Consider the following 13,403-nt stretch of genomic DNA (forward strand, 5'->3'; position numbering starts at 1 on the left):
CCGCACCTCCACCTCCACCTTCATCACGTTCACCTTCATCCTCCGGAGCCGTTGATGACCGTTCCCTCCACCGTCCTGCCCGCCAACGGGCGCTCCGCGGCCGACGCGCACGCCATCCTGGGGCGGCAGCGCGCCCGCGAGTCATCGGCCCGGACGTACGCCCGTTCGTTCCCGATCGTCCCGGCCCGAGCCCAGGGCATGACGATCGAGGGCACCGACGGGCGGCGCTACCTCGACTGCCTGTCCGGCGCCGGCACTCTCGCCCTCGGCCACAACCACCCCGTCGTGCTGGAGGCGATCCGCCGCACGGTGGACAGCGGGGCGCCGCTGCACGCGCTGGACCTGGCGACGCCGGAGAAGGACGACTTCACCGACGCCCTGTTCGCCACATTGCCCAACGCGTTCGCCGACCGGGCCAGGATCCACTTCTGCGGGCCGGCCGGGACCGACGCGGTGGAGGCGGCGCTCAAGCTGATGCAGACCGCCACCGGGCGGCGCGGGCTGCTCGCCTTCACCGGCGCGTACCACGGCATGACCGCCGGGGCCCTGGCCGCCACCGGCAACGTCGCGGTCAAGGCCCCCGTCCCCGGGATCGCCGCGGAGGTGACCCGGCTGCCCTATCCGTACCCGTACCGCTGCCCGTTCGGAGTCGGCGGGGAGCGCGGGGCAGCACTGTCCGCGGCGTACACCGAGCGGCTCATCGACGACCCGTCGGGCGGGGTGATCCCGCCCGCCGCGATGATCCTGGAGGCCGTCCAGGGCGAGGGCGGCGCGGTGCCCGCCCCGGACGCCTGGCTGCGCGAGATGCGGCGGATCACCACCGAGCGGGAGATCCCGCTGATCGTCGACGAGGTGCAGACGGGTGTCGGGCGCACCGGCGCGTTCTGGGCGGTCGAGCACAGCGGGATCGTGCCCGACGCGATGGTGATGTCCAAGGCGATCGGCGGCAGTCTGCCGCTGGCCGTGGTCGTCTACCACGAGGACTACGACGGCTGGCTGCCCGGCGCGCACACCGGCACATTCCGCGGCAACACCATGGCCATGGCCGCGGGCACCGCGACCCTGCGCCATGTCGCCCGGCAGGGTCTGGCCGAGCGGGCTGCCACGGTCGGTGCCCTGATGACCGCCCGCCTCGAGGGGCTGAGCGCCGAGCTGCCGACGATCGGGGATGTCCGCGGCCGCGGCCTCATGATCGGCGTCGAACTCGTCGACCCCGAGAGCGCGCCCGACTCCTGCGGGGCCCGCCCGGTCGCCCCGCAGGTCGCGGCCCAGGTCCGCGCCGCGTGCCTGGAGCGCGGTCTGATCGTGGAGCTGGGCGGCCGCTTCGACTCCACCGTCCGGCTGCTCCCGCCGCTGGTCATCACGGACGAACAGGCGGAGGCGGTGCTGGACCGGCTCGCCGACGCCCTCGCCGAGGTGGCGGCTGGGCAGCTCTCCGGGCGGTCGGTATGAGTGCCCGCATCCGCGAGACGACACCACGTGCTGTTCCTGGTCACGACGCTCTGAGTGCGGCCGTCGCCGATGTGCTGGGCGCCGTCGCAGCGGCCGGGCCGGGGACCGCGCTGTCCGGCGGACCCGGCGGCGCCGGCGCCCTGGCACCGCTGGTGCACACCGTGCTGGGCGCGCTCACCGAGGGTGCGGCGCGGCGGGGCGGACCGGTCGCGGCAGGAGCGCCGGCGGACCTGGCGGGCCAGGTGGCCCGCGGGTTCGCCGCGCCGGACGGCGACGACGTCCTGCACCTGCTCACCGAACTGCTCGCGTACGGCAGCGCCGACCCGGCGGACCCGTCCTGCGCGGCCCATCTCCACTGCCCGCCGCTGGCTGTCGCGGTCGCCGCGGATCTGGCGGTCTCCGCGCTCAACCCCTCCCAGGACTCCTGGGACCAGGCGCCCGCCGCCACCGTGATCGAGACCCTGCTGCTGGAAGAGCTGGCGCAGCTGGTCGGGTACGACGCGGCCGAGTCGGCCGGAGTGCTCACCTCCGGCGGCACCGAGTCCAACCTGATGGGCCTGATGCTGGCCCGCGACCGGGTGCTGGGCCGGGCAGCCGGTCACCAGGTCGAGCCGGCGGGCGTGCCCGCCGGCGGACCGCGGCCCCGCATCCTCGCCTCCGCCGCCGCGCACTTCTCCGTACAGCGGGCCGCCGCCCTGCTGGGGCTCGGCGAGGACGCGGTGCTGCCCGTCGCCGTCGACCGCGAGCTGCGGATGGATCCGTACGCGCTTGCGGCGGAGCTCGACGGATGCGCCCGGCGAGGGGAGCTGCCGGTGGCCGTGGTGGCCACCGCCGGTACGACCGACACCGGCGCGATCGACCCGCTGCTGGAGTGCGCGGTGCTCGCCGCCGAGCACGGCGCCTGGCTGCACGTGGACGCCGCGTACGGCGGCGGCGCCCTGCTGTCCGACCGGCTCGCCCCGCTGCTGGACGGCATCGCGCTCGCCGACTCGGTCTCCCTGGACTGGCACAAGCTGGGCTGGCAGCCGGCCGCGGCCGGGGTGTTCCTGGTCCGGCGGGCGCAGACGTACGCCTCGCTGGCCCGCCGCGCCGTCTACCTGAACCCGGCGGACGACGAGGAGGCCGGCTACCCCAGCCTGCTCGGCCTCTCGCTGCGCACCACGCGCCGCGCCGACGCCTTCAAGATCGCAGTCACCCTGCGCGTGCTCGGCCGGGACGGCCTGGGCCGCCTCGTCGACGCGTGCCACGAGCTGGCCAGGTCCGGGGCGGAGGCCGTCCGCGCTCATCCCCGGCTGGAACTGCACGCGGCACCGGTGCTGACCGCCTTCCTCTTCCGCTATACGACAGCGGACCCGGCGCACGCGGACCAGGTCAACGCCGCGCTGCGGCGCAGGCTGCTGCGCGAGGGCCGAGCGGTCGTGGGCCGTACCGAACTGCCGGGTGAGGGGCCGGGCCGGGTCCGCCTCAAGCTCACCCTGCTCAACCCTCACACCTGCCCGGCCGACGTCGAACGACTGCTGCACGCCGTCGCCGCGGCAGGCCAGTGCGAGGAGGACGCGCTGCGCGGTGCCGTGGCGGCGACGCGAGGGGATGCCCAGTGACATCCGGACCTGACTTTCTGGACCACCGCGACCCGCTGTACGCGGGGCACTCGGCGGCTACGGAGACGCTGCTGCGCGCGTTCGTGCGCGAGACCGGGACCGACGTCCCGTCCGCGGGCGAAGACCTCGTTCTGGACCTGCCCGCGAGCGGCCTCCAGCTGGTCGTCCCGGTGCGCTACCGGTCCGCGACCGGCCGGCACCGCTTCGGCGAGCCCCGGCTGCGGCGCGATCTGCCCGCCGATGCCTCGCTCGTGGCAGCGGTGCTCATCCGGGAGAGCACGCTGGGCCGGGGAGCCCCGCCGCACCTCGGGGGCGACGCCACCGCCCGGGTGCTCAACTCCGCCTCCCGGACGGCCGTACACCTCGCGCGGCGGCGGACCGAGGGCGGGCAGGCGCAGGGGCTCACGCCGTTCCTCGACGCCGAGCAGGCGCTGCTGCTCGGGCACCCCTTCCATCCCGCCCCCAAGAGCCGCGAGGAGGCGTCCGACTCCGAACTGGACGCCTACTCGCCCGAGTTGCGCGGCTCCTTCCCGCTGCACTGGTTCGCCGCCCACCCGGACGTCGTGGTCGGCGAAAGCGCGGACGGCCGTACCGTCGACGAGCTGCTGCGGCCGCTCGCCGCCGGACTGGAACTGCCGGACGGAATGCTGCCGGTGCCCGCCCACCCGTGGCAGGCCCGCCAGGCGCTGGGCCGCCCGGAGGTGGCGAAGCTCGTGGACGCCGGTCTGCTGCGCCCGCTCGGGCCGGCCGGCCCGGCCTGGTATCCGACGTCATCGGTGCGGACCGTGCACCGGCCGGACGCCGAGGTGATGCTGAAACTGTCCCTGGGTATGCGGATCACCAACTCCCGCCGCAACAACCTCCGCAGTGAGATGCGCCTGGGCGTACGGGCCGCCCGGCTGCTGGCCGCGGGACCCGCGGACTGGCTGCGGGCGGAGCATCCGGAGTTCTCCATCCTGCGGGACTTCGCGTGGGTGTCGGCCGGCCCGGACGGGCCGCGGACCGGCCTGGAGACAGGCATGGAGACGGGGCCGGAGACCGGGCTGGAGACGGCGATCCGCGACAACCCCTTTCACGGCGCGGGACGCGAAGGGCTGTGCGTGGCCGGGCTGCTGGCGGAGCGCACCGGGCCGGGGGACGGCTCCCCGCCCCGGCACCGTGCGCTGCTGTCGGCCGCCGTCCACCGTACGGCGCGAGCCCTGCGCGTCCCGCCCGCCGAAGCCTCGAAGCGGTGGTTCACCCGGTACCTGGACGTACTGGCCGTACCGCTGATCCGGCTTCAGGCGCGGTACGGCATCGCGCTGGAGCCGCACCATCAGAACACCCTGGTGGCGCTGGACGACGACGGGCTGCCCTGCGCGGGCTGGTACCGGGACAGCCAGGGCTACTACCTGGCGGCGTCCCGCGCCGCCGAGCTGGAACAGCTGCTGCCGGGCGCCACCCACGGCGTGGATCTGGTCTTCGACGACGAGTTCGTCGACGAGCGGGTCGCGTACTACCTGGGCATCAACAACCTGCTCGGCCTCGTCGGCGCCTTCGGGGCGCTGGGACTCGCCGACGAGGAGGTCCTGCTGCGCAGGCTGCGCGCCGCTCTGGAGCGGCTGCGCGCCACCGAACCCGGCGCGAAGGGCCTGCTCGACCTGCTGCTCGACGCGCCCGTCCTGCGCTGCAAGGGCAACTACCTGACCTGCGTGGACGGTCTCGACGAGCTCGTCGGCGACGTCCACAGCCAGTCCGTCTACATCGACCTTCCCAACCCCCTCGCGGAGGCCCAGCGGTGACCGAACAGACCGAACAGACCGAGCAAGCCCCCTATGACCTGGTCGGCGTCGGCATCGGCCCGTTCAACCTGTCGCTGGCCGCCCTGTCCGACGGCGCACCGGAGCTGCGCACCCTCTTCCTGGACGCCAAACCGGCGTTCTCCTGGCACCCGGGCCTGCTCATGGAGGGCACGGTGCTCCAGGTGCCGTTCCTCGCCGACCTGGTGACCATGGCCGACCCGACCAGCCCCTGGTCGTACCTCAACTACCTCCGCGCGCACGACCGGATGTTCCCGTTCTTCTTCTCCGAGCGGTTCCACATCCCGCGCCGCGAGTACGACCACTACTGCCGCTGGGTCGCCGAGCGCCTGCCGTCCTGCCGCTTCGACGCCGAGGTCACCTCCGTGGAGTGGGACGAGACGGCCGATGCCTTCGCCGTCACCCACCGCTCGGCGGGCGGCACCCGGTCGCGGGTGGCGGCCCGTCAAGTGGTCCTGGGCGTGGGCACGCTCCCGGTGGTCCCCGAGCCGCTGCGCCCGCTGCTGACCGCAACCCACGCGGGCCGGGTGCTGCACAGCGCCGACTACCGCACCCACCGGTCCGCCCTCGCGGGCGCCGGCGACGTCACGGTCATCGGCGCCGGCCAGTCCGGGGCCGAGGTGACTCTGGACCTCCTGCGCCACCAGGACGGCCAGGGCGACGGCGGGCCGTACGTCCGCTGGCTGGCCCGTACGACCGCCTTCGCGCCCATGGAGTACTCCAAGATCGGCCTGGAGCACTTCACCCCGGACTACATCCGCTACTTCCGCGCGCTCCCGGAGGAGCGGCGCGAGCAGCTCGTGCGCGAGCAGTGGCAGCTCTACAAGGGCGTCAGCGAGGAGACCCTCGGCGAGATCCACGACGAGCTGTACGAGCGGACCATCGGCGGCACCGAACCGCGCGCCGCCCTGCACCCCGGGGTGGAGATAACGGCGGCCGTGGCCGACGGCGACGGCTACCTGCTGACCTGCCGGCACACCCAGCAGGATGCCCCGTTCGAGATCCGCACCTCCGCCGTCGTGGCGGCCACCGGTTACGCGCCCGTCCGCCCGGCCTTCCTGGACACCATGGCGGACCTGGTCGACTGGGACGCCAGGGGCCGCTACCAGATCGACGGCGAGTACCGGGTCGCGCTCGACCCGCGCGTCTCCGGCTCGCTGTACGTGCAGAACGCCGAGATGCACACGCACGGCGTGGGCGCCCCCGACCTCACCCTGGGCGCCTGGCGCGCCGCGACGATCCTCAACGCGGCCGCCGGGAAGACCGTGCTGCCGGTGCCCGACCGGGCGGCGTGGACAACCTTCGGCGCGCCGCGGACCCGCACCCCCGGCCTACCCGGTATCGCCCCCGCAGGCGCATACCGGTGACCACCGCCCGGAAGACCGGCGGGCGGCTGCCGCGTGCCAAGGTGGTGCTGATCTCGGTGATCGGACTGCACCTGGTCGCCGAGACCGCGCTCACGCCGTTCCTGCCGCAGCTGTTCCAGCGGCTGTACGGCATCGAGGACCCGGGGGCCACGGGCCTGTACCTGTGGGTCTGCCGGATCGTCGGGCTGGCCGCGCTCCCGCTGTGGGGCCTGGCCGCCCGGCGCCGGCCGCTGCACCAGCTGGTGCTGGCCGGACTGTGCGGTTCGGCCGTGCTCGACCTGCTGCTCGGGCTGGCCCCCAGCTACGCCGCGTACACGGTTCTGTCGACGGCGGTGGTGGCGACCAACAGCGCGCTGCTGCTCGCCTATCCGGCGTTCATCGCCGAACACCGCGACCAACCGGCGGACGGCGAACGGTCCCGGCTGACCGGGATCTGCTCGCTCGTCGTCGCCTTCCACCTGTCCGTCGTCGTGGCCACCCTCGTCGGCGCGGGCGTGCTGGCGCTGCCCGAACCCCGTATCGGCATCTCGGCGTTCGCGGTACTGGACGCCGCCCTCGCGGTGCTGACCTTCCGTATCCTGGGCCGGGACACGGCAACCAGCACCGCTGGTCCGTCCCTCGCCGACGTCACCGGTCCGGCGGACGAGAGGCGGTCCGAGACGCCCGTCGACGGCTCACCGCACCGCGCCGGGCGGATCCTGCTGCTCGTCCAAGTCGCCCTGATCGGCCTGGCCTTCGACTTCTCGGTCAATGTGGCACGGCCGTTCTTCACCGAGTTCTCGGAGAGCCTGGGCGGCGGCTCCGCCGGGTCCGCCGTGCTGTTCTTCCTGCCGAGCGTCGCCGCTCTGGCCGTGCTGCCCGTGGTCCGCCGCTGCCACGCGTCGCTCGGCGACCACCTGCTCCCGCCGGCCCTGCTGGTGGCCGCCGCCGGGCTCGGCTGGCAGGCGATCGCCTCCTCGCTGCCCGAACTGGCCGGCGGCCGACTGCTGTTCGGTATCGGCCTCGGCCTCGGCCAAGTCGCGGTGGAGTTGCGGACGTTCCGCGCCACCGGCACGGCGGGCCCTGCCTTCACCGCGGTGGAGACCGCCCGCTCCGCCGGGCTCCTCGCCGCCCCGCTCGTCGCCACCGCCGCGGTGTCCCGGGACCTCATGCTGCCGCTGGCTGTCGCGGCAGCCGTCCAGGTGCTCGCCACTGTGCTGTCCCTGCGGGGCACGCGGACCGGCCCCGCGCCACCCGCACCGCCCGCGCCGGCCGAAGCGACGCGCCGGCCGGCTTCCGCGGGCCCGGCGCCCTCCACCACCCCCGTTCCGCTGTACTCGGAGGAGAACCACCGATGAACCACCCTGCCCGGGACGCCTGGGCGCAGGCGGGCCGCCGCCTGCTCGTCAAGGCGATCGAGGAGTTCGCGTACGAGGAACTTCTCGTCCCCGAACCCGAACCCGAACCCGAACCTGACGCCGACGCCTACCGGCTCGACGTCGGCGACGGCGTCCACTGGACGTTCCGCGCCGCCCGCGGCACCTTCGGCACCTGGCAGCTCGACCCCGCCTCGCTCCGGCGGCACCCCGAAGCCGCCTCGGGAGAGGAGGGCCCCGAGCAGCTGCTGCTCGACGCCCGCCCGGTGCTGGGCTGGGACGGCCCCACGACCGCCGAGGTACTGCGCGAACTGACCGCCACCCGGCGGGCCGGGGCCGAGGCCATCTCCCGTGCCAGGCCGGCCGCCGAGCTCGCGGACCTCGGCCACCTGGAACTGGAGGCGTACCAGGACGGCCACCCGTGCATGCTGCTCAACAAGGGCCGGCTCGGCTTCTCCGCCTCCGACGCCGCCGCCTACGCCCCCGAGTCGGCCCGTACCGTACGGCTGCTGTGGGCGGGCGTCCACGCGGGCCTGTCCGCGTACTCAGGGGTCCCCGGCCTGGACGCCGAGCGGCTGCTGTCCGAGGAACTGGACGCGCACACACGGCGGCGGTTCACGGCGGTGCTGAACGAGATCTGCGCCGAAAGCGGCCTCGCGGCCGAGGAGTTCACCTGGCTGCCGGTGCACCCCTTCCACTGGGACGAGGCGGTGGCGACCCTCTTCGCCCCCTACCTCGCCGAGGGCCGCATCGTGCTCCTCGGCCAGGGCCCGGACCGCTACCGGCCCCTGCAGTCCATCCGCACCCTCGCCAACCTCGACCACCCGCACCGCCGCAATGTGAAGGTGCCCCTGCTCATCCGCAACACGCTGGTGTGGCGCGGACTGTCCACCGAGCCGACCCGGGCCGCGCCCGATGTGAGCGCCTGGCTGCAGTCGGTGCGTGACGCGGATCCGTATCTCCGCGACGAGCTGCGCTTCCATCCACTCGGCGAGGTCGCCGCGGTCGCCGTGCACCACCCGCTGTACGAGTCGGTCAAGGACGCCCCGTACCGCTACCACGAACTGCTCGGCGCGGTCTGGCGCGAGCCGGTCGCCGCCCTCCTCGGGGAGCGGGAACGGGCCCGCACCATGGCCGCGCTGCTGGGGACCGGCTCCGACGGCCGTACGCTCGTCGCCGAGCTGGTGTACCGCTCCGGGCTCACGGCCCACGACTGGATGGAGCGCTTCTTCGCCGCCCTGCTGCCCGGCCTGCTGCACTACCTCTACCGCTACGGCGTGGCCTTCTGCCCGCACGGCGAGAACACCGTGATCCTCTTCGACGACGCCGACATCCCGATCGGCATCGCGGTCAAGGACTTCGCCGAAGACGTCAATCTGCTTCCCGAGTCGCGCCCCGAGTACGCCGCGCTGACGCCGCGCGCCGACAAGGTGCTGCTGCGCTGGCCCGCCCGCGAGCTGGCGCACTCTCTGCTCAGCGCCGTCTTCGCCGGACACTTCCGGTTCTTCGCGCCCCTCGTCGCCGGTCATCTCGGCGTGCCGGAGGGGGAGTTCTGGGCGATGGCCCGCGCCGAGATCGAGCGCTACCACGCCCGCTTCCCCGAACTGGCCGACCAGTTCGACGACTTCGGGCTGCTCGCACCGGCCTTCGACCGGATCGCGCTCAATCGCGAGCAGCTGCTGGGCGGTGGCTTCCACGACCGCGCCGAGAAGGACGAGGGCTTCGACGTCGTCCACGGCACCGTCGCCAACCCGCTCGCCACCGCCACCACCCAGGAGGAGCAGATATGAGTGCGCCGGACCCGTACGAGCGGCTGCGCGCCGACGCCGAGGCCGGCTCCGTCGACGAGGTGATCGTCGCCGTACCCGATCTGCAGGGCCGCCTCCAGGGCAGCCGGCTGTCGGTCCCGTACTTCCTCGAGGAGGCGGCCCGCCAGGGCTTCGGCGCCTGTGTCTATCTGCTCGCCTCCGACGTGGAGATGGGCACCGGCCCCGGCTACGCCATCGACGCGTGGAACGCCGGCTTCGGCGACTTCGTGCTGCGACCCGACCCGGCGACCCTGCGCGCCCTCCCGTGGGACGAGGGCACCGTGCTCGTCCTCGCGGACGCCACCTGGCCCGGCGGAGAGCCGGTCGAAGTGGCCCCCCGGCAGGTGCTGCGCACCCAGCTGGACCGACTGGCCGAGCGCGGGCTGACCGCGTTCGCGGGCACCGAGCTGGAGTTCCTGGTCTTCCTCGACTCCTACCGTCAGGCGTGGGAGCGCCGGTACGCGGGCCTGGCCACCGCCACCTCGTACAACGTGGACTACGCGCTGCAGGGCCTCTCCGAGATCGAGCCGGTGGTGCGCCGCATCCGACGCGAGATGGTGCGCGCCGGCCTGGCGATGGAGACCGCACGCGGGGAGTGCCACGCCGGACAGTACGAGATCGTCTTCCGCTACGACGAGGCGATGACCACCTGTGACAACCACGTCTTCTTCAAGAACGGCGCCAAACAGATCGCGGCGCAGGAGGGTGTGGCACTCACCTTCATGCCCAAGTTCGATGAGGGCGAGGGCAATTCCTGCCACATTCACCTCTCGCTGCGCGCGGCCGACGGCACGCCGGTACTGGCCGACGCCGCGGCCGGCGACGGCATGTCGGACCTGATGCGGCACTTCGTCGCGGGCCAGCTCGCCTGCCTGCCCGACTTCGCGCTGCTGATGGCGCCGAACGTCAACTCGTACAAGCGCCTGCAGCCCGGCGCGTTCGCCCCCACCGGCATAACCTGGGGCCGGGACAACCGGACCTGCCCCATCCGGGTGGTCGGCTCAGGCTCCTCCCTGCGTATCGAGCACCGGGTGCCCGGTGGAGACGCCAACCCCTACACCGCGGTCGCGGCCGCGGTCGCCGCCGGCCTGTACGGAATCGAGCACCAGCTCGAACTCCCCGCCCCGCACACCGCCAACGCCCTGGCCGATCCGTCCGTGCCCCGCCTGCCCGCCACCCTGACCGAGGCGCTGCACCGCTGGGAGTCCAGCGAGATCGCCGCCAAGGTCTTCGGCGGCCCGGTGGTCGGCCACTACGCGCAGGCCGCCCGCACCGAACTGGCCGCCTTCGAGACAGCCGTCACCGACTGGGAGCGCCTGCGCGGATTCGAACGACTCTGACGCCGCGGCCGGTGCCCAAGACCGGGGGCCCGCACGGACATTCCGTGCGGGCCCCCGGGTACGAACCAGGTGAGGTCACTTGGCGGCGGCGTAGTTCTTCTCCATCTCGTCCAGCACCTTGCCGGCACCCGTGTATCCGATGCCGAGCATCCACACGTTGTCGTCGACCTTGAAGGTCTTGCCGTTCTTCACCGCGTCCAGCTTCTTCCAGAGCGGACCGCCCGTGGTGTCGGTCTCCTTGGCCTTCTTCGCGTCACCGTACGTGGAGTAGAAGATGACGTCGGCGTTGGCCTTGTCGATCTGCTCGGGGCTGACGTCGAGTGAGAAGCCGGTGGTGTCCTGGTTCGCCGGGCGGCCGACCTGGAGGTCCTTGAGGATGGAGCCGACGAACGTGTCGTTGAGGTAGAGGCGGGTGTCCGCGCCTTCTACGAAGCGTACAAAGCCGACCCTGGTCTTCTTCGCCGCCGCGGGCCCGCCCAGCGCTTCGGTGAGCTTCTTGACATGCGTGTCGTAGTCGGCGACGACCTTCTCGGCCTCTTCCTTCTTGCCGAGGGCGTCGGCATGCAGGTCGAAGTTCTTCCGCCACGTCGGGCCGGTGGTGTCGGAGAAGACGGTCGGCGCGATGGCCGACAGCGACTTGTAGTTCTTCTCGTCGCGGACCTTGCTGCTCAGAATCAGGTCGGGCTTGAGCGCGTGGATCGCCTCGAGGTTCGGCTCGGCGATGAGGCCGACCGCCTTGATGCCCTTGAGCGAGTCCTCGGGCAGGTAGGTGGAGAACGGCGCCTTGTCCATGACGGTGGTGGCCCCGACCGGCGTGATCCCGAGTGTGACGGCCGAGTCGAGCGCGTCGGTGTCGAGCACCACGACGCGCTTCGGGCTGTTCGGGACCTTCACCTCGCCCATGACCGTCGCGACCGTGTGCGTGGCGCTGTCGCCCTTCTTGCCGTCGGAGGACCTGGTGTCGTCCTTGCCGCCGCCGCATGCGGTGAGGGTGACGGCGAAGGCGGTGGCGAGAGCGACGACCGTCGCGCGCCGGGTGAGGGAACTGGACATCAAGGCAAGCCTCTCCTGACAGTGGCCCGAATCCGCACCCCGGACCGAAAGTAAGGTAACCCTAACCTTGGTGCGGGCTGTGCAACAAGTCACGGTCGAATCACAACTGCGTTCGGGCGACCGTGCGTTGGTCCAACGCGCCGCCGACAGAGGCGAGTTCACGCGCTGAACACCCCGGCATCACCCGGGTGACCGCCGGGCGCCGCACGTCCGCAGCACGCTTCCCGACGGACCAACAGCCAAGTACCCGACCCTGAGGAAGCGTCTGTGAGAGCGTCTGTGAGAACGCATCGCCGTGCCGGGGTGGCGGCCGCCGCCCTGGCCCTCGCGCTGGTCACCCTCCTCCCGGCGTCTCCCGCCCAGGCGGGCCCGGCCGCCCTGCCGGCCGTGCCCCCCACCGCGGAGACCGCCGCCCTGTACGACGACGAGAACGGCGGCAACGCCAACGCGGACGACCCCGCGATCTGGCGGAACGCCGCCGCCCCCGGCCGCAGCCTCGTCGTCGCCACCGCCAAGGAAGGCGGCCTGCGCGTCTACGACCTGCGGGCGCGACTGGTGCAGTCGGTACCCGCACCGCCGCCGGCCTCCGCCGACGACGCGCCCGGCCGGTTCAACAACGTCGACCTCGTCACCGGCCTGCGACTGCCCTCCGGCCGGGCGGACGTCGCCGTCGTGAGCGACCGCGGCCATGACCGGCTGCGGATCTACCGCATCGATCCGGCCCGGCCCGGCGGCCCGCTGCGGGACATCACCGACCCGGCGGTCGCCCCCGTCTTCTCCGCGGACCAGGCGGAGGTCAACGAGCAGCGGACCGCGTACGGTCTGGCGGCCTGGACGGACCGGGCCACCGGCCGTTCGTACGCGCTGGTCAGCCGGCGCAACGAGACCCGCGTCGCGCTGCTCGAACTCAAGGTGACCGCGACCGGGACCGTGGGCTACCGCACGGTGCGCTCCCTCGACCTCCCGGCCTCCTTCCAGCTGCCGAACGGCGACACCTGGACCCCCTGCGGGGAGCCCGGCGAACGGCCTCAGGTGGAGGGCATGGTCGTCGACCCCGCCAACGGCATGCTGTACGCCGGCCAGGAGGACGTGGGCATCTGGCGGCTGCGCGCCGATCTCACCGGCGCGCCGGTGCTGGTGGACAAGGTGAAGGAGTACGGCGTCCCCGGCGTCTACGACGAGGAGAGCGAGGAGTGTGAGCCGGGCGCCGACCCCGGTTACGGCGGCGACCGCCTGGCGGCCGACGTCGAGGGACTGACGCTCTTCCAGGAGCGCGACGGCGACGGCTATCTCCTCGCCTCCAGCCAGGGCGACAACACCTTCGCGCTGTACGACCGCGAGGTCGGCGACGACAACGAGTACGAGGGCGGCTTCCGCGTCACGGCCGCGACGGAGGTGCTCGACGGCTCGCAGGAGTGCGACGGCGCCGCGGTGCTCAACGCCCCCCTGGGAGACCGCTACCCACGCGGCCTGCTGGTCGTCCAGGACGGGCATGACACGCCTGAGGTACCGGACGGCGAGGGCGGTACGCGGGAGGCGACCGGCTTCAAGTTCGTCGACCTCGGAGCAGTGGTCGACGCCGCCGACATGTGACGCCCAGGGAGCGGGGCACACGGTACTTCAGCCGT

The 13,403-nt window shown here is 73.0% G+C and carries 9 protein-coding genes; 8 read left to right on the forward strand and 1 reads right to left on the reverse strand.

Going from position 1 to position 13,403, the window contains the following annotated elements:
- Positions 1-54: 54 nt before the first annotated feature.
- The 7 genes from NLX86_RS21920 to NLX86_RS21950 are packed head-to-tail and all read left to right on the forward strand — an operon-like array spanning position 55 to position 10,722.
- Positions 55-1,452, forward strand: coding sequence for a diaminobutyrate--2-oxoglutarate transaminase (locus NLX86_RS21920; protein WP_254373455.1), 1,398 nt, complete (start codon positions 55-57; stop codon positions 1,450-1,452).
- Complete coding sequence (locus NLX86_RS21925) at positions 1,449-3,053, forward strand: pyridoxal-dependent decarboxylase (RefSeq protein ID WP_254373456.1); 1,605 nt, start codon at positions 1,449-1,451, stop codon at positions 3,051-3,053. Before NLX86_RS21920 ends, NLX86_RS21925 begins: the two co-directional genes overlap by 4 nt.
- Entirely contained in the window at positions 3,050-4,834 is a 1,785-nt protein-coding gene (locus tag NLX86_RS21930) for an IucA/IucC family protein (protein ID WP_254373457.1), read from the forward strand. Before NLX86_RS21925 ends, NLX86_RS21930 begins: the two co-directional genes overlap by 4 nt.
- Positions 4,831-6,219, forward strand: a complete 1,389-nt coding sequence (locus NLX86_RS21935; protein WP_254373458.1) for a lysine N(6)-hydroxylase/L-ornithine N(5)-oxygenase family protein — start codon at positions 4,831-4,833, stop codon at positions 6,217-6,219. Before NLX86_RS21930 ends, NLX86_RS21935 begins: the two co-directional genes overlap by 4 nt.
- Positions 6,216-7,556 (forward strand): hypothetical protein, encoded by a 1,341-nt coding sequence (locus NLX86_RS21940; RefSeq protein ID WP_254373459.1) that lies wholly within the window; start codon positions 6,216-6,218, stop codon positions 7,554-7,556. The genes NLX86_RS21935 and NLX86_RS21940 overlap by 4 nt, the downstream gene beginning before the upstream one ends.
- Positions 7,553-9,364: an IucA/IucC family siderophore biosynthesis protein gene (locus NLX86_RS21945; RefSeq protein WP_302061600.1), complete on the forward strand. Its 1,812-nt coding sequence runs from the start codon at positions 7,553-7,555 to the stop codon at positions 9,362-9,364. The genes NLX86_RS21940 and NLX86_RS21945 overlap by 4 nt, the downstream gene beginning before the upstream one ends.
- Positions 9,361-10,722: a glutamine synthetase family protein gene (locus NLX86_RS21950; RefSeq protein ID WP_254373461.1), complete on the forward strand. Its 1,362-nt coding sequence runs from the start codon at positions 9,361-9,363 to the stop codon at positions 10,720-10,722. Before NLX86_RS21945 ends, NLX86_RS21950 begins: the two co-directional genes overlap by 4 nt.
- Positions 10,723-10,797: 75 nt before the next feature.
- Here NLX86_RS21950 and NLX86_RS21955 read toward each other — a convergent pair whose 3' ends face one another.
- A complete protein-coding gene (locus tag NLX86_RS21955) occupies positions 10,798-11,775 on the reverse strand; it encodes an ABC transporter substrate-binding protein (RefSeq protein ID WP_254373462.1) in 978 nt (325 codons plus the stop codon).
- A gap of 279 nt (positions 11,776-12,054) precedes the next feature.
- On the opposite strand from NLX86_RS21955, the gene NLX86_RS21960 reads away from it, so the two are divergent.
- A complete protein-coding gene (locus tag NLX86_RS21960; RefSeq protein WP_254373463.1) occupies positions 12,055-13,368 on the forward strand; it encodes a phytase in 1,314 nt (437 codons plus the stop codon).
- Positions 13,369-13,403: the final 35 nt, after the last annotated feature.

Source organism: Streptomyces sp. A3M-1-3 (assembly GCF_024213665.1).
GTDB lineage: Bacteria > Actinomycetota > Actinomycetes > Streptomycetales > Streptomycetaceae > Streptomyces.